The sequence below is a fragment of the Streptomyces sp. NPDC091682 genome (genome assembly GCF_044756625.1).
GTDB lineage: Bacteria > Actinomycetota > Actinomycetes > Streptomycetales > Streptomycetaceae > Streptomyces.
Genome location: NZ_JBIVTH010000007.1, coordinates 368099 through 387295 on the forward strand (window position 1 = coordinate 368099; position 19197 = coordinate 387295).

Consider the following 19197-nt stretch of genomic DNA (forward strand, 5'->3'; position numbering starts at 1 on the left):
TCGATCGCCGCAAGAGGCATCGAGCCGGGGCCATCAACGAGTGGCTGTGACCAGCGCCTTTCCCGGTCGTGCGGGAGCGGCCTCAGCGGTGGCCCAGCACGTTGACCACCCGGCCGTTGGGGTCGCGGACGAAGAACCGCCGGACACCCCACTCCTCGTCCTGCAAGGGGTGGACGATCTCCGCACCGCTGTCCCGCACGGCCGCATAGGCCGCGTCCACGTCGTCCACTTCGACGCTCATGTCGGGCGCGATGGGAGCGGTCTTGTCGCTGGTCATAAGGCTGACTTGCGCCGCCGGACTCGACGGGGAGGCGAGCGTCATGATCCAGCCGTGGTTCATGACCTCCTCGAAGCCCAGCAGACCATAGAACTCCCGGCTCTCCTGCATGGCCTCTGACTGAATGTTGGGCACGACACGGCGAGCGGCCATCGACGACTCCAGGTGAGAACAGACACGCCATCGGACCCTCCACAAGTACTACGGCACACCCGCCGCCGCACACACTTTCGCAACAGGCCCAGGTGTGTCGTCCCTTGCGGTCCTGCCGGGCCCGCGGCGGCCCGGGGTGGCCCGGGGTGCCGGACGCCGCGGGCTCGGCCGACATGATCCGAAGGAGGCGACCCCGGTCCCGTCCCCCGGCGGACCGTACGGGCCGGAGCCGTCCCGCCGCCGCCGCACCACCTGACCTGCGGACATCGCTCGTTCACCGGAGTCCGCCCGGTGGGACTCCGGCGGGAGGGACGATCCCAGGATTCAAGACACGAGAGGGAAAGCACCACACCAAACCCCACCCCTCCCGCCCATGGCGCACGCTCACTCGCTTGGGTGAAAGATGCCAACTTGGCTGGCTTCGGGGAGGGTTGCCTGATCTACGCTCAGCGCGACACACCACATGACCGCTGACACACGTCGGCCCCCGCCGGGACTGCAATCCCAGTGCGGGGGCCTGACCACCGAGGAAGACAGACCCCTTCCTGATGGATACCCAGAACACTAGCGCGCGCCTGCACGCCCAGTCCCGGAACGACGGGGAAAACCACCCCTCCCGGCGAACCCGGCCGCTTCCCCGAGGGGAAGACCCGGATCGCCGCCGCCCTGCGCGAACTGGAGGCCCACGGCTATCTGCGCCGCACCTGCGAACGCACCAGCAGCGGCCGCGTCGTCACCCGCACGGTCTCCTGCAACCAGCCGGGCCGGACCGGCGCCCCGGACGAGCCGCGACCGGAGCCCCGGCGCCCCGCCCGCCGGGAGGGCGAGCCGCCGCGCCGCGCCCTGCCCGCGGTTCCGCAGCCCGCCTACCCTGCCCCTGACCTCCTCCGGGCCGCCATCGAGGTCCTCGTGGGCCTGCGCCGCGCAGATCCCCGCATCCTGCTCTCCGCCACCGAGGTCGAGCACCTCGCCCCCGGGGTCGCGGCCTGGCTGGAGCGCGACCTGTCCCCGAGCGCCGTTCACCACGCCCTGACCACCGACCTGCCGACGGAGCCCCTGCGCCGCCCGGCCGCCCTCCTGGCCCACCGCCTCGCGGCGCAGCTCCCGCCCGTGCCGCCGTTCCGCGCCCCGGCAGCACCTCCGCCCGTCAGACACCCGCTCCAGAACTGCGACCTCTGCGACCGCGCCTTCCGCGCGGCCGACCCCGGCCGCTGCCGCGGCTGCCTGACCGAACCGCCCGGGGTTCACCCCTCCGGGTGAACCATCGCCGCATCGGCCCGTTCCGCACGGCATCGCTTCCTACGCTCCCCGCAAGACCCATTCGTGGCATTTGCCAGAGGCACTTCCCAGAGGCACTTCCCACCTCGCCACTCCCACAGGAACCCCGATGGTCAGTTCGCCCCACGAGGCGATGCACCGCATCTTCCAGGAACACCCGGAGCTCTTCTCCCGTGCTCGGCGTCGACTTCGCCCCACCCACGTCGTTCACCGTCCTGCCCAACGACCTCACCGAGACCCAGCCCTTGGAACGCCGCGTCGACACCCTGCTGCGGTTCGACACGGAGCGCGACGGGTCCTTCCTCCTCGCCGTCGAGGCCCAAGGCAAGAAGGACCCGGACAAGCCCGCCAGTTGGGCGTACTACGCCTCCTACCTCCTCACGAAGTACCGGCTGCAGCCGATGCTGCTGGTCGTCTGCCAGGACCGCTCGACCGCGGAATGGGCCGCCCGCCCGGTCCGCTTCGGGCCTCCGCAGTGGCCCCTGCTCACCCTGTGCCCGCTGGTGGCGGGGCCGCACAACATGCCCCTGATCACCAGTCCCGCCGAAGTCCGGAAGGACCTGGCGCTGGCCACTCTGGCCGCGATCACCCACGCCACGAATCCGGACATCGGAGCCATACTCAAAGCGATGACCAACGTCCTGCGGGACACACCCGCAGCCCTCGCCAACCCGATCGTCGAATTCGTCGCACAAGGCATGGGTAAGCACCCATCCGCAGCACTCTGGAGGAAGCTGGTGGCCGTGGACCTCTCTTTCTACAAGTCGTCCCTCTCCGAGGAACTCCGAGACGAGGGCCGGGCCGAGGGCGAGGCGCGTCGGGCGGCCGAGGACGTCCTGGCTGTTCTCGCGGAACGGAGCATCGAGGTCCCCGAGGCGGTCCGTGAGCGGATCACCGGCTGCGGTGACGCCGAGACCCTGAGCCGCTGGCTCCGGCGTGCCGTCACCGCGGCCTCCGCCGATGCGATCTTCGGGGACGGGTAGCGGGCGGCGTCAGGCGTGGGTGGGCGCCGGGGTGGCGGGGGCGCTGCTGCCGGTGATCACGCGGGTGGCGCGCGGCGGCGTACGGCGGTCCAGGCGCAGGGCGGCCGCGGTGAGGGCGATCGCGGTGACGGTCATGGCGGCGCCCGCCCAGGCGGTGGCGGCGAAACCCAGGCCGGCGTCGATGACGGTGCCGCCGAGCCAGGGGCCGCCGGTGTTGCCGAGGTTGAAGGCGGCGGTGGTGGTGGCGCCGGCCAGGGTCGGGGCGGCGCCGGCCACGTTGAACATGCGGGCGTTGAGCGCCGGGGCGGTGAAGAAGGCCGAGAAGCCGAGCAGGAAGGCCAGGGCGACCGCCGCGGCGGCGGCGGAGGCCAGCAGGGCGAGCGCGACGAGGAAGACGGTCGAGGCGGTGATGCCCCAGATCATCACGCCGAACAGGTGCGCGTCGGCGACCCGGCCGCCGACGGTGGTGCCGGCCAGCGCGCCGATGCCGAAGAGGCCGAGGATCCACGGGACCCATCGCGAGTCCAGCCCGGCCACGTCCGTGAGCAGCGGCGAGAAGTAGCTGAAGGCGCAGAAGACGCCGCCCGCGGCCAGCGCGGTGATGCCGATGGAGAGCCACACCTGGCGGTCGCGGTAGATGCGCAGCTCGCGCCCGAGCGACGGCTTCTCGGCGGGCAGCGGGATCTTCGGGATCAGCGCCAGGATGCCGACGAGGGCGATCGCGGAGGCGGCGGCGACCGACCAGAACGCGGAGCGCCAGCCCAGGTGCTCGCCGAGGAAGGCGCCGGCGGGGACGCCGAGGACGTTGGCGATCGACAGGCCGCCGATCATGACGGCCATCGCGCGGGCCCGCTGGTCCATGTCGACCATGGCGATGGCGACGGCCGCGCCCACGGCCCAGAAGCCGGCGCAGGCGAACGCGGAGACCACGCGGGAGGCGAAGAGGAGCTCGTACGTGGGAGCCAGCGCCCCGGCGACTTGCCCGAGGCCGAAGAGGCTGATGAGGGCGATGAGGGTGGTGCGGCGGGGGAGCCGCAAGGTGGCCACGGCCAGCAGCGGTGCGCCGATGACCATGCCGATCGCGAAGGCGGATATGAGCAGGCCCGCCTGCGGGATGGTGACGCCCATGTCCTCGGCGATCGGTGGCAGCAGGCCGGAGAGCATGAATTCGCTGGTGCCGAGCGCGAAGACGGACAGGCCGAGGACGTAGACGGCGACGGGCATGCGGGGGCGTACGGCTGCTGCGGGCATGACTGTCACCAACCCGTGCGAACGCGATCAAATTCCCTGGTCGGTGAGGTCGGCGAGCTCCGCGGCCAGGTTGGTGCGGGCCGGGGCCTCCCAGTGCGCGGCCCCGTGGGGCGTGCGGAAGAGCCGCGGCAGGTCGAGCAGCTGGCGCAGGACGGCGGCGCGGCCGGTGCGGAAGGCGTCGTCCGGGACGAAGCCGTACTCGGCGCGGACGGCGGCCGTGTACGCGGCGTACGCGTCGGGTTCCCCGGCCAGGACGGCCAGGTCGGCGTCGCAGAGGGCCTCGCCGTCCGTGTCGCCGGGGGCGGGGTCGTGGGTGACGGTGAGCCGGACGAGGCGGGCGACCTCAGCGGTGCGCGCGGGGTCGATGCCCAGCTCGGGGAGGGCGCGCTCGGCGAGGGCGGCGCTGCGCTCCTCGTTCTCGGACCGGTCGGGGCGGTAGACGGCGTCGTGGAACCAGGCGGCGAGCTGGACGGCGGCCGGATCGGCGGCGTGCGGGGCCAGTACGTCGATCCGTGCGAGTACGTCGGCCAGGTGGGCGGTGGTGTGGTAGCGGCGCTGCGGTTCCGCCCAGGCGGCCAGGAGGCGGTCGGCGTAGGGCGCGGGGTCGCGGTCGGCGGCGGCGCCGGCGGCGGTGACGGTCGCCTGCCAGCGGGCGCGCAGGTCGGCGGTGTCCGGGTGGGTGTCGCTGCGCTGGGTGCCTGTGTCCATGGGCACATTGTGGGGTGGCGCGATTGTGCTGGTGAAGGGCGGGTGGAGGCCCGTATTCTGAATATTGGACTAGACCTCTCCTAGGGTTTTCCCTGGGCTCCCTGGTTTCCCTGGTTTTCCGAGTTTCCCGAGCTTTTCGAAGAAGGATGGGATCGAATGAGCAACCGTGCGCTCCTGGAGGTGATCGCCCTCGACGTGGAGGACGCGGTCGCGGCCCAGGCCGGTGGGGCGGACCGACTCGAACTGGTCACCGACATGGCCGCCGACGGGCTCACCCCGCCGCGCGAGACCTTCGCGGCGATCAGGGCGGCGGTCGACATCCCGCTGCGCGTGATGCTCCGCAAGACGGACGGGTTCGCGGCCGGCGACGTCTCCGTCTTGGCCCGGGCGGCACGGGAACTGCGGGCGGAGGGCGCGCAGGAGTTCGTCCTCGGCTTCCTGGACGCCGACGGTGCCCCCGACCTGGCCGCCGTCGAGGCGGTCGTCGCGGAGCTGGACGGCTGCCGCTGGACCTTCCACCGGGCGATCGACCGCGCGGCGGACCGGGACCAACTGCGCAAGGCGCTGGCCGATCTGCCGGGGCTGGACACGTACCTCACGGCGGGCTCGGCGGCCGGGGTGGAAGCCGGGCTGCCGGTGCTGCTGGCGGAGGCGGCGCGGGGCGGCGAGCCGGGGTACGGGGCGCGGATCCTGGTGGGCGGCGGGCTGACGCTCGCACACCTGCCGGTGCTGCGCGCGGGCGGGATCGACGCCTTTCACATCGGTGGCGCGGCGCGTCCCTCCGGGTGGGGCGGTCCGGTCTCCGCGGCGGCCGTCGCGGACTGGCGCACCGCCCTTTCCTGACCGGGGGTGCGGTTGTCGGGTGCGCCGCCTTCTCCTGACCGGGGGTGCGGTTGTCGGGTGCGCCGCCGTTGCCGGGGGTGCTGCCCCCGGACCCCCGCGCCTCAAACGCCGGCGGGGCTGAAATGCCGGGGGCGCCGCCCGGGGCGCTTGCGCAGCGGCGCCGCACATCACCCGCCGACCGCCGTTAGGCCAGGGCGTTCGGGAGCGGGGCCGAGTGGAGGGCCGTCAGGCCCGAGACCGCGCGGGTGAGGCAGACGTACAGGCGCCGCAGGCCCGTCCGCTCGTCCGGCTCGCCGTCCACGATCGCCGCGGGCTCGTCCAGGACCACGTAGTCGTACTCCAGGCCCTTCGCCAGGGACGCCGGGACGAGGGTCAGCCGCGACTCGGCGGTGGTCTCCTCGCCGGGCGACAAGTACGGCAGGCTCGCCGCCAGCAGGGCCTCGGCCAGTACCGGGATCCGCGCGTCCGCCGCGATCAGGCCGATCGAGCCCTCGCGCGCCAAGGAGTCACGGCAGGCGGCGATCACCGCCGCAGTGAGGTCCGGGGCCTCCTCGACCCGTAGCGATCCCGGCGCCTCGCGCACGGAGGAGACGGGGGCCAGGCCCGGGGAGATCGACGGCAGCAACCGGGAGGCGTAGGCGATCACCTCGCGCGGCACGCGGAAGCCCGCCGTCAGTTCCTCCAGCACCGCCTGCGGCTTGCCCAGGTGTGCGAGGGCCTCGTCCCAGCTGCGCGTGGCCCACGGCGTGGTGCCCTGCGCGAGGTCGCCGAGGATCGTTGCCGAGCCCGTGGTGCAGCGCCGGCCCACCGCCCGGTACTGCATCGGCGACAGGTCCTGGGCCTCGTCGAGGACCACGTGGCCCAGCGAATGCGTCCGTTCCACCAGGTCGGCCGCCTCGTCGATCAGGACCAGGTCCGCCGCCGACCACTTCGCCGACTTCACGCTCCGGAACGGCTTCGTCCACAGCAGGAGCTTCTGCTCGTTCTCGGTGAGCAGGTCCGCCGCGTGCAGGGCGAGGAACTCGGGGTCGGACAGCAGGCGCAGGACCAGCTTCGCCGGTTCGACGGCCGGCCAGATCTCCTTGACCGCCGCCTTCACCGCCGCGTTGCGGGCCACCGCGTCCTGCACCCGGTCGTCCGGGGCCTCGCCCGCCTGCTCCATCCGTACGAGCACCGCGTGCGCGATGCGCTGCGGCAGGGCCTCCCGGGCCGCGCCGTAGCGGATGGTGCGCTGCTGCAGCTCCTCGACCATCTCCGCCAGCTCGTGCGCGGGCACCCGCCAGCGGCGCGAGCCGCGGACCACCATCAGCGGCTCCGCGGGGCGCGTCACGTGCGAGCGGACGGCACGGCCCAGTACCTCCGCCATGCGGGCGTCGCCCTTGACCACGGCGGTTTCGGCGGCGTCCGTGGCGCGCACCTCCAGCCCGGGGCGGGCGACGAGGTCGTCGACGGTGGCCTGCTTGACCTCCAGCTCGCCCAGGGCCGGCAGGACCTGCTCGATGTAGTGCAGGAAGGAACGGTTCGGTCCGATGACGAGCGTGCCCGTGCGGGCGAGGCGGTCGCGGTGCGCGTAGAGCAGGTACGCGACCCGGTGCAGGCCGACGGCGGTCTTGCCGGTGCCGGGGCCGCCCTGCACGCAGACGGAACCGGTCAGGCCGGAGCGGACGATCTCGTCCTGCTCGGGCTGGATCGTCGCGACGATGTCCCGCATCGGGCCCACGCGCGGGCGCTCGATCTCCTGCTGGAGCAGTTTGCTGACCGCGGTCGCCTCGCCGGGGTCGGACAGGTGCTCGTCCTCGTACGCCGTCAGCTCGCCGCCGGTGTACCCGAAGCGCCTGCGCAGCGCGATGTCCTGCGGGTCGGTCTTGGAGGCGCGGTAGAACGGCTGGGAGACGGGCGCGCGCCAGTCGATGACCATCGGGTTGCCGTGGGCGTCGTGGACGTGGCGGCGGCCGATGTAGAACTGCTCGCCCTCCGCGCCCTCGGTGAGCTCCGTGCCGGGTGCGTGCAGGTAGTTGAGGCGGCCGAAGAACAGCGGGGTGTGGGCAAGGTCGGCGAGGGCTTTGATGCGGTCGTCGATCTGGGCCTGGAGGACGATCGCGTTGACCCAGTTCGCGGTGACGTCGCGGATGTCGAGGGACTCGACGTCCTCGCGCATGGCGCGCAGGGCGGAACGCGAGGCGGCGAGGTGGGCCCGCTCGCGACCCAGCGGGTCGGTGGGCGCGGTCGGATCGTCGTGTGTGGTCTCGGGGGCGTGCGCGGGCACGGAACTGCCTCCAGCTGCTGGATGCGGAACAGATGGCCCGCCGGTTTCCGGCCGGAGGGCGGCTCTCCCCGATGAGGCGGCGGGAGGCGGCAAGAGCGGAGATTCTAGCCACCGGTGCGGTGCGGCGCGAACGAATATCAGGAGCCGGGGATCGGATCAACGGATCAACGGATCATCAGCGGATCACGGGATCTGGAGGGTGTTGAGGAGCTGCTGGTGCATTGCGTCCAGGTCCTTCTCCTGCGCCTCGGGACCGTAGGTCAGGGCCATGACGAGATGGTCGTCGTCGGAGATGAAGCGGATGGAGCCGACCGCGGCGCCGTCGGGGCCCTCGCCGGTGAGGCTCGCGTCGAGGGCGGGGCGGCCGTCCACCGTCGTCTTGCGGACGTTTTCCGTGGTCAGGGTGCCGCCGCCGGTCAGGCCGTACGCGTCGACGAAGCCCTTGAGGGCGTCCTCCAGCGGGATCCGGTCGCCCGGCATGTCGTAGACGGCGAAGCCGGTGGCGCCGTCCGGGGTCTCCACCCCGTACACGCGGGCGTCGACGGAATCGCCCTCCATGGGGATGGCACCCATGCGGACCTTGGCCTTTCCGGGGAGCTGGGCCGTGATGCCGCTGGGGGGATCGGTGGTCTTCACCGAACTCCGGGCGGGCTGGGTGGACGTGGACGTGGGCGATGGCGTGGGGGCGGCAGCGGCGGCGGCAGTGGCCGCGGCGGCGTGTGCCGGGGCGGCGAACGCGGCGGCGGACGGCAGCAGCCCGCCCGTGACCAGGGTTGCCGATGCGGAGAGCAGCGCGAGGCGCCGCGTCCGGGAACGGTGGGTCATGCGGATCACTCCCATGGGGTGGTCGCCGGTACCGCGGACCTTCCCAGGGTCCGTCCCGACCGGCCCCCGTGCATCCGGACGGGTACCGGGCGTCGTACTGCGGAGTGTCAGACCTTGGTATCCACCCCTAGGGGTGCGCATGCGACGGGAGGAGGACCCGGGGGCCCGTGAGGTTCCCTCCCGGGAGCGATGTGCGGGACGGCTCGAAAACGCACCATGGATCCATGAGCCCCGCAACCTTCACCTCGATCCAGGGCAGCCGTCCTCGCGGCGCCGACTCCGACTCCCTTCCGCGCAACGGTCTCGGCGGCATGCTGCGCGCCGTCAAGATCTTCGCGGTGACCGCCGTGAGCGTCGTCGTGCTCGGTGACTACTCCGAGGACGCGGGCGTCATACGCCATTGACCTCGGGCCCCGCCCAGCACCTGCACTGATCCACTAGGGTCACGCGGGTGACCCGCAGTCCCGTTCCCAGCCGCTCACCGTCGTCTCTCGCCGGTGTGCTGCTGACCGGTTCGCTGCTGCTGCTCGGCGTGCTCTGCATCGCCCTGCGCATTCCGGTGGCCGACGCCCTCGTCCAGGGGTTCTCCGCCGCCGAGTGGGGGCCGTCCGCCACGTATCCGCCGTTCGCGGCGATCGTGTTCACGCCCGCAGCGTGGTTGCCGAGCAGCGTGCTGAAGGCCGTCCTCGTCCTCGGCAACGCCGGCTTGCTCGCCCTGCTGATCACCCTGTCCTGCCGGCTCGCGGGACTCCGGTCCCGGCCCGGGCCCGTGCTGGCCGCCACCATTGCCGGGCTGTGGCTGCAGCCGCTGTTCCAGGCACCGTTGGCCGGGCTGATCAACCTGGCCCTCGCCTGCCTGGTCCTGTGGGACCTCGGCCGGCCGCGCTCCGCGCTGGGCAAGGGCTTCGCGCTGGGCGTCGCCGCCGGGATCACCCTCGCCCCGGCGGCCATCGCCGCCTACCTCCTGCTGACCCGCCGCGTCCGCGCCGGGCTCACCGCGCTGGCGGCCTCGGCCGGGACCGCCCTGCTCGGGCTGCTGGTCCTGCCGGAGGCCTCAGCCGAGTTCTGGACCCGGCACCTGGCCGACGCGGCCGGGGCCCTCGTACTGGACTGGCCGCCGCTGTGGGTCTGGTGCGCTCCCTTACTGGCCGTCCTGACCGCCCGCGCGTGCCGGAGTCAGTCGCTCGCCAGCAACTCGTCGGCGTCCATGATCCGGTAGGCGTACCCCTGCTCGGCCAGGAACCGCTGGCGGTGCGCCGCGAAGTCCTGGTCGATCGTGTCGCGCGCGACGACCGAGTAGAACCGCGCCTCGTGGCCGTCCGCCTTCGGACGCAGCACGCGGCCCAGGCGCTGGGCCTCCTCCTGGCGGGAGCCGAAGGTGCCCGACACCTGGATGGCGACGGTGGCCTCCGGCAGGTCGATGGAGAAGTTCGCGACCTTCGAGACGACCAGCACGTTGATCTCGCCCTCGCGGAAGGCGTTGAAGAGCTTCTCGCGCTGCGCGTTGGAGGTCTCGCCCTTGATGACGGGGGCGTCCAGGTGCTCGCCCAGCTCGTCGAGCTGGTCGATGTACTGCCCGATGACGAGGGTCTGTTCGCCGCGGTGCTTGGCCACCAGGGCCTCGGTGACCTTGCGCTTCGTCGCCGTCGTCGCGCAGAAGCGGTACTTCTCCTCCGTCTCGGCCGTCGCGTACGCGAGCCGCTCCGATTCCGTCAGGTTGACCCGGACCTCCACGCAGTCGGCGGGCGCGATGTAGCCCTGCGCCTCGATCTCCTTCCACGGGGCGTCGAACCGCTTCGGCCCGATGAGGGAGAAGACGTCCGACTCCCGCCCGTCCTCGCGCACCAGCGTCGCGGTCAGGCCGAGTCGGCGCCGCGCCTGCAGGTCGGCGGTGAACTTGAAGACCGGCGCGGGCAGCAGGTGCACCTCGTCGTAGACGATCAGGCCCCAGTCCCGGGAGTCGAAGAGCTCCAGGTGCGGGTAGATGCCCTTCCGCTTCGTCGTCAGGACCTGGTAGGTGGCGATGGTGACGGGCCGGATCTCCTTGCGGGTGCCGGAGTACTCGCCGATCTCGTCCTCCGTCAGCGAGGTCCGCTTGACCAGCTCGTGCTTCCACTGGCGGGCCGAGACGGTGTTCGTCACCAGGATCAGCGTCGTCGCCTTGGCCATCGCCATGGCCCCGGCGCCGACCAGCGTCTTGCCGGCGCCGCAGGGCAGGACGACCACACCGGAGCCGCCGTGCCAGAAGCCCTCGACGGCCTGCTGCTGGTACGGCCGCAGCGCCCAGCCGTCCTCGGCCAGGTCGATCGGGTGCGCCTCGCCGTCCACGTAGCCGGCGAGGTCCTCGGCGGGCCATCCGAGCTTGAGCAGCGTCTGCTTGATCTGCCCGCGCTCGGAGGGGTGCACGGCGACCGTGTCGGCGTCGAGCCGCGCGCCGACGAGCGGGGCGACCTTCTTGGACCGCAGGATCTCCTCCAGCACCGGCCGGTCGGTGCTGGTCAGCACCAGCCCGTGGACGGGGTGCTTGCTGAGGGTCAGGCGGCCGTAGCGCGCCATGGTCTCGGCGACGTCGACGAGGAGCGCGTGCGGGACGGGGTAGCGGGAGAACTCGACGAGCGCGTCGACGACCTGCTCGGCGTCATGGCCGGCGGCCCGGGCGTTCCACAGGCCGAGCGGGGTGATCCGGTAGGTGTGGATGTGCTCGGGTGCCCGCTCCAGCTCGGCGAAGGGCGCGATGGCACGCCGGGCGGCTCCGGCGAGCTCGTGGTCGACTTCGAGGAGGAGGGTCTTGTCGCTCTGGACGATGAGTGGACCATTCACGCGCGGCGCCCCGTTTCATTCAGGTCAAACCTCCAGTGTGCCGTACGGCGCGGAGGCTGGGAACACGGCGCTTCGGCGGGGCGCCGGACGGGGCGCGGGGACGAGGCGCACGGACGAGGCGAGGGGCGCGGCATCCGGTGGGTCGGGCGGTCGGTCAGCGGCCGAGGCCGTTCAGCAGTAGGGCGAGGCCGCCGTGGAACTCGCGGTCCGGGGTGAGGTGGCGGGCGCCGAGCGCGGCCTCGGTCAGGTACGGGTACTCCTGGGCCGGGAGTTCGGCGATCGCGGCGGTGCCCGCGCCGGAGAGGGCGCCGAGGTGTTCCTGCTGGATCGCGCCGATCACGTAGGCGAGCAGGGCCCGCAGGGCGATGATCCGCCCCTCGGGCCCGAACCCGGCCTCGCCGAGCACGCCGAGGACGGTCTCGCCCCAGCGCAGTACGCCGGGGGAGCGGTGCCGGTGGCTCATGGTGAGCGGCAGTACGGCGGGGTGCGCGCCGACGGTGTCCCGCATCCGGTCGACGAGGAGCGTGACGCGGGCGCGCCAGGGGCCGGTGGTCAGGGGCGGCGGGGTGCTGTCGACGGAGCCGAGGACCAGTTCGACGACGAGGGCCTCCAGCTCCCCGCGGTCCTGGACGTACCGGTACAGGGCCATGGTGCTGATGCCGAGTTCGACGGCGACGGCGCGCATGGACAGCCCGGGCAGGCCCTCACGGTCGATCACGGTGAGGGCCGCGGCGGCCAGTTGGTCCGGGGTGAGTGAGCGGGGGCGCGGCATGGTGTTGACAGCGTACGGCATACGCTTACGCTGTAGGTGTACGCCATACGCTTACGAAGGAGACCTCAGTGCCCTCAGTGCCCTCAGCGCAGCTCGACACCGGTTCCCTCGTCCGTACCCGCACCCTCACCGCCGTCGCGGACGGCGCACCCGTGGCCGTCCCCGACCCCGAACACCTCGTCCACCTGCAGTTCCGCCGGTTCGCCGGCTGTCCCATCTGCCATCTGCACCTGCGCTCGGTGGTGCGGCGGCACGCCGAGATAGCAGCCGCCGGGATCCGGGAGGTCGTGGTCTTCCACTCCGGCGCCGACGAACTGCGCGAGCACGTGGCCGACCTGCCCTTCGCCGTCGTCGCGGACCCCCGCAAGCGGCTGTACGCGGAGTTCGGCGTCGAGTCGTCCTACCGCGCCCTGCTGGCCGCCCGCGCCTGGCGGGCGATCGCCGTCGGCACCCTCGACATCCTGCGCGGCCGGGCGAAGCCGCCGACGCTTCACCAGGACGGCGGGCGGCTCGGACTGCCGGCGGACTTCCTGATCGCGCCCGACGGACGCGTGCTGGCCGCCGGCTACGGGGTGCACGCGGACGACCAGTGGCCGGTGGAAAAGCTGCTGACCCTGGCGGCACGGGCACGTACCGTCCTGGCATGAATCATGATCAGCAGCCCTTCGTACCGGCCGACTTCGCGGTACCGCGGACGCTCGTCGCCGACGGCTTCCGGCTGGAGCCGCTCGGCGCCGAGCACAACGAACGCGACCTCGCCGCCTGGACCGGGAGCATCGCGCACATCAGGGCGACGCCCGGGTTCGTGGGGCGGGGCTGGCCGCCGGTGGCGGGGATGACCGCCGAGGCGAACCTGGCCGACCTGCTCCGGCACGCGCAGGAGTTCGAGGAGCGCGTCGCCTTCGCCTACAGCCTCCTGGAAGGGGAGGCCGACGGCGTCGGCGAGGTGATCGGCTGCCTGTACGTCCACGGCTCCCGAGAGGCCCCCGGCCGGGTCGCCGTCAGCCACTGGGTGCGCGCCGACCGGGCCGCGCTGGACGCGCGGGTCCACGAGAGGATCACCCGCTGGCTCCACGAGGTGTGGCCCTTCGACGCCGAGCGGATCGACTACGCCCCCAGGTGAGACCGGTGGCCGTCGGCGGCCGCTCCGGCTGGCCGCCCCGACCACGAGGGCCTGCTCCCGCGCACCGTTCCCGGCGTCGACGACGGCCCCTCGGCGGGGGTGCGTTCAGGCGTTCCGGGGCCGAACGGGTAGACGCCGGGGTCCGATGGGACGGGCGGCGACGTCGCTGCCGGGGCACCACCTGCGAGCGTTCTAGGGTGGCAGGCGGCCCCGGGCGCCCCAGACGCCCACCGGCGACGTCGGAACGGACCCCCATGACGCAAGCAAGCCGGGACCGCACGCTCTTCAGCCCCTCCCCGGCCCCCGCCACCACCGTCACCCACGACACCGGCCTGCTCCTGCTCCGGCTCGTCGTCGGCCTCAGCATGGCCGGCCACGGCACGATGAAGCTCTTCGGCTGGTTCGGCGGCCCGGGCCTCACCGCGACCGGCAAGGGCTTCACGATGGCCGGCTACCCCGCCGGGGACGCCATGGCCGTCATCGCCGGTCTCGCCGAGACCCTGGGCGGCCTCGGCCTCGCCCTCGGCCTGCTCACCCCGCTCGCCGGAGCGGCCCTGACCGGCACCTTCATCAACATCCTCGACGTCCGGGGCCTGAGCGCCTACTTCCCGCCCAAGGGCGTGGAACTCGAAGTGGTCCTGTTCGCCGCGATCGTCGCCCTCACCCTCACCGGGCCAGGCCGCTTCTCCGTCGACCACCACCTGCCGGTGCTGCGCGAGAACCGGCCCCGCTACTCCCTGCTCGCCCTGCTGCTGGGCGCCGTCGTGGGATTCGTCGTCCTGCTCATCCGGGACTGAACCGCCCGGCTACGCCCCCAGGTGCGGCAGCGGCCCCGCGGGGTAGGGGGTCTCCGCCGGCAGCAGGGCGCGCGCCGCCGCCTCGTCCCCGGCCCCGAGCAGGCCGCGGATCTCCCGGGCCAGCCCGGTCACATCGCGGATGCCGACCGTCCACTCGTCGGCGTACGCCCGCGACGCCGGACCGGACAGCCCCAACTGGAGCGAGCGGTACGGCAGCGGATTCAGCCGCAGGTCCCGCTCCGGGTCCCACTGGACCCGGGCCGGCGCACCGAGCAGCGCTTCCTTCCAGGTCGGCTGGTTCCCGTGCACACCCGGCACGTAGTGGGACAGGCAGGCGTCGCGCAGCGCCCGGTCGAAGCCCTCGCGGGTGATTTCGACGGCCAGCACCGTCTCCTGGTCGGCCTTGGTCCCCCAACCGCAGCGGTACATCATCCACAGGAACGACGGCTTGATCCACGTCATGCGCTCGCGCTTCCAGGCGGGCGGGAAGCGGCCGTCACGGGCGGCCGGCACCCCGAGCGAGGGGGAGTAGGCCTGGTACACCGTGATCGTGGTGTCGGTGTGCGCCGCGCGGATCTGGCGGTTCGGTACGTGCTCGTCGGACATGCGTTCAGGATGGCGGCCCGTCACCCGACCGGCCACCGGGTTTCCACCCCTACACCTGATCGTCCGCCAGTTCCGCGACACCGGTGATCCGGTGCAGCGCGTACGTCCGCACCTCGTCCGCCGTGTGGTCGTAGCCGGTGACGAAGCCGCCCTCCACCCGGACCGGCGCGATGACCCGCTGGCTCGCCGCACCCTCCGCGTTCACGTACCCGATCCACACCGCCGACCCGGTCAGCGCGGCCGCCTGCACCGTCGCCAGGGTCTCCGCCGCGCTCGTGCGCGGCAGTTCGCCCGGCACCCCGGCCCCGGCGGCGGAGGCCGTCGCGGGCTCCTTGCGCACCGCCGTCGCCGCCACGTCGCCCGCGCGGATCGCCCGTACCGCCGCCGCCAGCAGCGTCGCGTCCGGCACCGGCGGACCCTCCGGCACCGGTACGGGCGCCGAGCGGGCCGGGGTGCGGCGGGCGTCGGCCCGCGCCACCAGCACGTCGCCGGTACGGGACTCCGCGGCCGGCGCGTACCCCATCGCCCGCAACCCCTCCAGCAGGACGGTCGGATCCGCCTGCGCCGCCAGCACCGTCGGCGCCAGGCGGCGCAGCCCCAGCCCGGCCGAGCGCTTGTCGGCCAGGATCTCGCCCAGCATCGCGTCGTCGTCGCAGCGCACGTACGAGGAGGCGGCGCCGACCCGCAGGTGTCCGTGCCGGCGGGCCACGTCGTCGATCAGGTAGGCCAGCGGCTGCGGCACCGGGGTACGGCTGTGCTCCTTGAGGAAGGCCTGCAGGTCCGCGGCGGCATGGCCGGCGTCCAGGGCCCGGCGCACCGAGCCGGGCGTGAACCGGTACACCGTCGCCCCGCCCTTGGACTCCACGTCCGCGAGCACCGCCAGGGTGTCGCCCAGCGGGCGGAGCAGCGGGCCCGGGGCCACCGCCGTCAGGTCGGCCTGGAGCAGTACGTGGTCCACCGGCTCCGGCAGCAGCGGGGCCAGCAGCGGCGCCGGGTCGCGGTGCTCCAGCAGGGCCCGGCCGGGCCCGGACAGGGCGCCCCGGCCGGTCACGCCGAGGACCTCCGCCTCGGCCAGCGCCCAGTGCGCGAGCCGGGCCCGCAGATCGCTCGCCCCGCGTACGGGACGCTCCCAGGCGAGCCGCGCCAGCAGGGCCTCCGGGTCGGGCGAGGCGCCCTCGGGCAGTTCCCCGAGCAGTTCCAGCACGCGCCGGCGCACCTCGGGGGCGGCGGACCGGTCGAGTTCGGGGCCGAGCGCGGAGAGCGTGCGCCCCTTGGCGTCCTGCTCGCCGACCAGCGGTGCCGTGCGGGTGGCCGGCAGCCAGGCCGCCGCGAGCTGCGACCAGCGCTCGGCGGGCGGCAGTTCGAGCCAGTCGTCGAAGGCCGGGGTGGGCGCGTACCGCTCGTCCGCCTCCCCGTCGCTGGCCAGCAGACCCGTCGCGTAGGCCAGTTCGGCCCAGAAGGCCGCCTGCTGCTCGGTCGTGTCCAGCGCGGCCGCGGTCCGCTTGAGGTCCCGTACGGACAGCCCGCCCGCCCGCAGCACCGGCGGACCGGCGTGCTCCCAGGACTTCACCAGTTCCTCGACCGTGGCCAGCGCGGCCAGCGCCTGACCGGCTGCGTTCGCGTCCACGAGCTGTGGACGGTGTTCGCGGTGCGCGGGCACCGGCGGGGCCACCGGCGCGGTGTCCCGGTGCGCGAGCCCGCCGCGCAGGTGCAGCGCCACCTCGCGGGGCAGCACGACGGTCCGCGCCGTCGCGGGCAGCAGCAGCCCCCGGTCGCGCAGCCAGCGCACCGGCGGCGTCGGATTCGGGGTCACCTCCCCGTACGGCGGCCCCCACACGAGCCGCCCCAGCACCTGGTGCGCCTCCGCCGGGGCCTCGTCCAGCAGCGCCGACATCCGCTCCGGATCGGTGAACAGCCCGGTCAGCGCGGTCACCGCGGACACCGGGTCGTGGGTGGCGGGCAGCCCGACGGCCGCCACGATCTCCTGCACCCGGGTCGGCGACATCCCGGCCGTGGCCTCGGCAACGGTCGGACCCAGCCCGGTGGGCGAGGGGCGGGAGGCCGAGGGGGCCAGCAGCTCGCGCGCCGTGCGGACCAGCCGCAGCCGGTCCTCGTCGCCCCACACCAGGGCCTGGTCGCGCAGGACGGCCAGGGCGTCGGGGAGCGCGGCGCGGGCCCGTTCGTCCTCGCCGCCCGTCAGCAGCCCCTCCAGCACCGCGTACGGGCACGGGTCCGGGCCCACCGCCAGGGCCTCGGCGGTCTGCAGCGCGAACCGGTCCAGCCGGTCCAGGGCGCGCACCACCGACGCCCGGGTTCCGGCCCGGGTGGCCAGCTGCGTCACATCGCCGGGCACCGGTCCGAGCAGGTCCGGGCGGGCCCGCAACAGGGCCGCGAGCGCCGCGTCGTCACGGGCGCGCAGCGCCTCGGCGAGTGAGCGCGGGGAGCTTCCCGCCGGGCTCCCGCCGGCGGATCCCGCCGCAGTGCTTGCCTCGGGCACAGTCGCCTCCTGGTCGCGTCGGCCGGTCAGTCGGCCGGTCCCCATCCGGTCAACGGTATCCGCTGCGCCCGCAGCAGCTCCACGGGCGCACGCGCTACCTTCGGGACAGGGGGTAAGGGAGGAGCCTGGGCGTGGGGATCGAAAGCGACCACCTGGTCTACGAATATCTGAGCCGCGTCGGGGACTTGGCGCAACAACGGCAGCTGTCCTCCGGCGACCGGATGCGGTTGGTGTCGGGGCTGCGGGACGAAATCGACCGCCGGCGCGCCAAGTACGACCCGGACACCCCGGCCGCCGTACGGCGCATCCTGGAGCGGATCGGCACGCCCGAGGAGGTACTGGACACCCTCGGCGCCCGCCGGGGCGCGGCCCGTGCCCCCGCGGCCCCCGCCCCCGCCCCCGCCGACATCGGCCTGTCGGTCCCCGTCCAGCGGGGACCGGGCCGTCTGCGCCGCCAGAACGTGCCCCCGGCCCGCCCGGCGGCGGAACCCGAGAACGTGCCGCCGCACCTGGCCGGGCTGGACGAGCTCGGCCCCTCCGGCGGGGCCGAGCCCGACTGGTGGCGGATGAGCCCGGGGACGCACGGGGCGGGTCCGCAGGTCGAGGGCTTCGCGGGCGGCATCGAGATCCCGGACCTGTTCAAGGAAGGACCGGAGGACGACCCGCAGGCGAAGGAGGCGGCACCGGCCCCGCCCGGGGCGCAGGAGGGGCGGGCGCGGAGCCTCGTACGGTTCCTGCGCGAGCGGCGGCGCGCGAAGAAGGACGCGGCGGCCGGGGCCGCCGCGCCGGACGCCCCGGCGGCCCCCGCCGGCCGCCCGCGACCGAACGCCTTGCTCATGCTGGCGGCCGCCGTCCTCGTCGTCGGCGTGCTCACCGGCTACTGGCTGCTCCTCGTGGTCGGCTGGCTCCTTCCGTACGCCTCGCGCGTGCTGGGGCCGGCCGAGCGCAAGTGGGTGGTCCTCGGCCCACCCGGCGCGGTGCTCACCGGTGCGGTGCTGTGGGTGTGGGGCCGGATGAACGGCAAATGGGGCGAGGCCCTGTCCGATGACCAGCTGAGCGGGGCCCTGCACGGGATGTGGCCGTGGGTCCTGCGGGGCGCCGCACTGGCATCCGCGCTGTACCTGGTGTGGCGCGCGCGGCGGCGGTAGGCCGGTCAGCCGCCGATGACCGTGTGCGGCATCTCCTCCACCGGGTCGCGGTCGGCCGCCTTGACCAGATCGAGGAAGGCGGCCGCCCCGGCGACGTCGAGGAGCTGCTGGGCGGTGACGGGCGCTGAGGTGTTCGACGCGTCGTGCGGGCCGACCCTCAGCGAGACGTCGCTGGCTCCGTAACGGAACCAGAGCCGGGATTCGGTGACGTTGCCGTTGTTGATCGGCGAGACGGCCGCATCGGCCCGGATGCCGCCGGGCAGGGTGGCCTTCGAGCAGACCGTGCCCTTGATCTCGCGGCAGTTCCCGGGCGCCATGCCCGGTTCGGACGGCCGCACCGAGAAGGTGATGCGGAAGGTCTTGCCGTCCTTGGTGCCCTGGTACTGCTGCACGCCCAGGTCGATGCGCTGCACGGTGCCGACCGACGGGGGCAGCAGCTGCTGGAGCACACCGACGGCCCGGTTCTGGAAGTTCTCCAGGCGGGCCCGTTCGGCGGGCGGCAGGTCGGCCATCGACGATTCGCCCGGGCTGGGTTCGAGGTGGATCGGCGGCGGCGGTCCGGAGCTCGTCGGCGGCCCGGCCACGTCCACGACCCCGGTGGATCCCGTCGCCCCCCGGTCGTCGCCGTCGCCCGGCAGGACGAAGGCCCCGGCCAGGCCGAGCCCGGCCACGGCCAGTACCGCACCGCCGATCGCCGCCCGGACGCGCGCCCTGCGGCGCAGGCCCTGGGCGCGGGCCGGCCCCACCAGGTCCGCCGTGGCGGGCAGTTCCGCCAGCGCACGGTCCATCACGTCCCGGACGAGCACGGCCGTGGCCCGGTCCTCGGTGTGGTCTTCGTTGGTACCCATGG

General features: G+C 73.7%; 17 protein-coding genes and 2 pseudogenes. 9 read left to right on the top strand and 10 right to left on the bottom strand.

The features are described from left to right. Positions 1–82 precede the first annotated feature (82 nt). Positions 83–430: a VOC family protein gene (locus tag ACIQK6_RS19140; RefSeq protein ID WP_329100716.1), complete on the bottom strand. Its 348-nt coding sequence runs from the start codon at positions 428–430 to the stop codon at positions 83–85. Positions 431–1060: 630 nt separating this feature from the next. Between ACIQK6_RS19140 and ACIQK6_RS19145 the strand changes: the two are divergent. Both ACIQK6_RS19145 and ACIQK6_RS19150 read left to right on the top strand, forming a co-directional pair. After that, a pseudogene (locus ACIQK6_RS19145) lies at positions 1061–1690 on the top strand (helix-turn-helix domain-containing protein); the annotation flags it as partial. A gap of 127 nt (positions 1691–1817) precedes the next feature. Further along, a pseudogene (locus tag ACIQK6_RS19150) lies at positions 1818–2691 on the top strand (hypothetical protein). Positions 2692–2700: 9 nt separating this feature from the next. Here ACIQK6_RS19150 and ACIQK6_RS19155 read toward each other — a convergent pair. Then, positions 2701–3915, bottom strand: a complete 1215-nt coding sequence (locus ACIQK6_RS19155; RefSeq protein WP_329107822.1) for a Cmx/CmrA family chloramphenicol efflux MFS transporter — start codon at positions 3913–3915, stop codon at positions 2701–2703. A gap of 54 nt (positions 3916–3969) precedes the next feature. Further along, complete coding sequence (locus ACIQK6_RS19160) at positions 3970–4650, bottom strand: hypothetical protein (protein WP_329100720.1); 681 nt, start codon at positions 4648–4650, stop codon at positions 3970–3972. A 156-nt stretch (positions 4651–4806) separates the two neighbouring features. Between ACIQK6_RS19160 and ACIQK6_RS19165 the strand changes: the two genes are divergently transcribed. Then, positions 4807–5493 carry a copper homeostasis protein CutC gene (locus ACIQK6_RS19165; RefSeq protein ID WP_329100721.1) on the top strand — a complete coding sequence of 229 codons (687 nt, stop codon included), beginning with the start codon at positions 4807–4809 and terminating at the stop codon, positions 5491–5493. Positions 5494–5677: 184 nt separating this feature from the next. Here ACIQK6_RS19165 and ACIQK6_RS19170 read toward each other — a convergent pair whose 3' ends face one another. Together ACIQK6_RS19170 and ACIQK6_RS19175 are read right to left on the bottom strand one after the other, a co-directional pair. Beyond that, positions 5678–7759, bottom strand: a complete 2082-nt coding sequence (locus ACIQK6_RS19170) for a HelD family protein (protein WP_402695126.1) — start codon at positions 7757–7759, stop codon at positions 5678–5680. Positions 7760–7942: 183 nt separating this feature from the next. After that, on the bottom strand, positions 7943–8584 hold the full coding sequence (locus tag ACIQK6_RS19175; RefSeq protein WP_402695127.1) for a hypothetical protein: 642 nt from the start codon (positions 8582–8584) through the stop codon (positions 7943–7945). Positions 8585–8808: 224 nt separating this feature from the next. On the opposite strand from ACIQK6_RS19175, the gene ACIQK6_RS19180 reads away from it, so the two are divergent. Both ACIQK6_RS19180 and ACIQK6_RS19185 read left to right on the top strand, forming a co-directional pair. Beyond that, complete coding sequence (locus ACIQK6_RS19180; protein WP_402695128.1) at positions 8809–8988, top strand: hypothetical protein; 180 nt, start codon at positions 8809–8811, stop codon at positions 8986–8988. Positions 8989–9035: 47 nt separating this feature from the next. Further along, positions 9036–9803 (top strand): glycosyltransferase 87 family protein, encoded by a 768-nt coding sequence (locus ACIQK6_RS19185; RefSeq protein WP_329100729.1) that lies wholly within the window; start codon positions 9036–9038, stop codon positions 9801–9803. Here the strand turns inward: ACIQK6_RS19185 and ACIQK6_RS19190 are convergent. Together ACIQK6_RS19190 and ACIQK6_RS19195 are read right to left on the bottom strand one after the other, a co-directional pair. Continuing rightward, positions 9761–11404 (bottom strand): DNA repair helicase XPB, encoded by a 1644-nt coding sequence (locus tag ACIQK6_RS19190; RefSeq protein ID WP_329100731.1) that lies wholly within the window; start codon positions 11402–11404, stop codon positions 9761–9763. The genes ACIQK6_RS19185 and ACIQK6_RS19190 overlap by 43 nt on opposite strands. A gap of 154 nt (positions 11405–11558) precedes the next feature. Continuing rightward, complete coding sequence (locus ACIQK6_RS19195; RefSeq protein WP_402695145.1) at positions 11559–12176, bottom strand: TetR/AcrR family transcriptional regulator; 618 nt, start codon at positions 12174–12176, stop codon at positions 11559–11561. A gap of 68 nt (positions 12177–12244) precedes the next feature. On the opposite strand from ACIQK6_RS19195, the gene ACIQK6_RS19200 reads away from it, so the two are divergent. The 3 genes from ACIQK6_RS19200 (at position 12245) to ACIQK6_RS19210 (ending at position 14096) form a co-directional block, all read left to right on the top strand. Then, positions 12245–12823, top strand: a complete 579-nt coding sequence (locus tag ACIQK6_RS19200) for a peroxiredoxin-like family protein (protein ID WP_329100733.1) — start codon at positions 12245–12247, stop codon at positions 12821–12823. After that, positions 12820–13299, top strand: a complete 480-nt coding sequence (locus ACIQK6_RS19205; RefSeq protein ID WP_329100734.1) for an N-acetyltransferase — start codon at positions 12820–12822, stop codon at positions 13297–13299. Before ACIQK6_RS19200 ends, ACIQK6_RS19205 begins: the two co-directional genes overlap by 4 nt. 254 nt (positions 13300–13553) lie before the next feature. Continuing rightward, positions 13554–14096 carry a DoxX family membrane protein gene (locus ACIQK6_RS19210; RefSeq protein ID WP_329100736.1) on the top strand — a complete coding sequence of 181 codons (543 nt, stop codon included), beginning with the start codon at positions 13554–13556 and terminating at the stop codon, positions 14094–14096. A 9-nt stretch (positions 14097–14105) separates the two neighbouring features. On the opposite strand, the gene ACIQK6_RS19215 is transcribed toward ACIQK6_RS19210, so the two are convergent. Beyond that, the gene (locus ACIQK6_RS19215) at positions 14106–14702 is read right to left on the bottom strand and encodes a DUF4291 domain-containing protein (RefSeq protein ID WP_329100738.1); all 597 of its coding nucleotides are present in this window, start codon (positions 14700–14702) and stop codon (positions 14106–14108) included. Positions 14703–14751: 49 nt separating this feature from the next. After that, entirely contained in the window at positions 14752–17244 is a 2493-nt protein-coding gene (locus ACIQK6_RS19220) for a helicase C-terminal domain-containing protein (protein WP_329100740.1), read from the bottom strand. 86 nt (positions 17245–17330) lie between these two features. On the opposite strand from ACIQK6_RS19220, the gene ACIQK6_RS19225 reads away from it, so the two are divergent. Further along, positions 17331–18347 (top strand): hypothetical protein, encoded by a 1017-nt coding sequence (locus ACIQK6_RS19225; RefSeq protein ID WP_329100742.1) that lies wholly within the window; start codon positions 17331–17333, stop codon positions 18345–18347. Between the two features lie 5 nt (positions 18348–18352). Here the strand turns inward: ACIQK6_RS19225 and ACIQK6_RS19230 are convergent, their stop codons facing one another. Then, positions 18353–19195 carry a hypothetical protein gene (locus ACIQK6_RS19230; RefSeq protein ID WP_402695129.1) on the bottom strand — a complete coding sequence of 281 codons (843 nt, stop codon included), beginning with the start codon at positions 19193–19195 and terminating at the stop codon, positions 18353–18355. Positions 19196–19197: the final 2 nt, after the last annotated feature.

Bases quoted from the DNA above. Each gene is read 5' to 3' on its own strand.
- ACIQK6_RS19140 (WP_329100716.1), bottom strand. From the start codon at position 430: ATGGCCGCTCGCCGTGTCGTGCCCAACATTCAGTCAGAGGCCATGCAG.
- ACIQK6_RS19155 (WP_329107822.1), bottom strand. From the start codon at position 3,915: ATGCCCGTCGCCGTCTACGTCCTCGGCCTGTCCGTCTTCGCGCTCGGC.
- ACIQK6_RS19160 (WP_329100720.1), bottom strand. From the start codon at position 4,650: ATGGACACAGGCACCCAGCGCAGCGACACCCACCCGGACACCGCCGAC.
- ACIQK6_RS19165 (WP_329100721.1), top strand. From the start codon at position 4,807: ATGAGCAACCGTGCGCTCCTGGAGGTGATCGCCCTCGACGTGGAGGAC.
- ACIQK6_RS19175 (WP_402695127.1), bottom strand. From the start codon at position 8,584: ATGACCCACCGTTCCCGGACGCGGCGCCTCGCGCTGCTCTCCGCATCG.
- ACIQK6_RS19180 (WP_402695128.1), top strand. From the start codon at position 8,809: ATGAGCCCCGCAACCTTCACCTCGATCCAGGGCAGCCGTCCTCGCGGC.
- ACIQK6_RS19195 (WP_402695145.1), bottom strand. From the start codon at position 12,176: ATGCCGCGCCCCCGCTCACTCACCCCGGACCAACTGGCCGCCGCGGCC.
- ACIQK6_RS19205 (WP_329100734.1), top strand. From the start codon at position 12,820: ATGAATCATGATCAGCAGCCCTTCGTACCGGCCGACTTCGCGGTACCG.
- ACIQK6_RS19210 (WP_329100736.1), top strand. From the start codon at position 13,554: ATGACGCAAGCAAGCCGGGACCGCACGCTCTTCAGCCCCTCCCCGGCC.
- ACIQK6_RS19215 (WP_329100738.1), bottom strand. From the start codon at position 14,702: ATGTCCGACGAGCACGTACCGAACCGCCAGATCCGCGCGGCGCACACC.
- ACIQK6_RS19220 (WP_329100740.1), bottom strand. From the start codon at position 17,244: ATGGGGACCGGCCGACTGACCGGCCGACGCGACCAGGAGGCGACTGTG.
- ACIQK6_RS19230 (WP_402695129.1), bottom strand. From the start codon at position 19,195: ATGGGTACCAACGAAGACCACACCGAGGACCGGGCCACGGCCGTGCTC.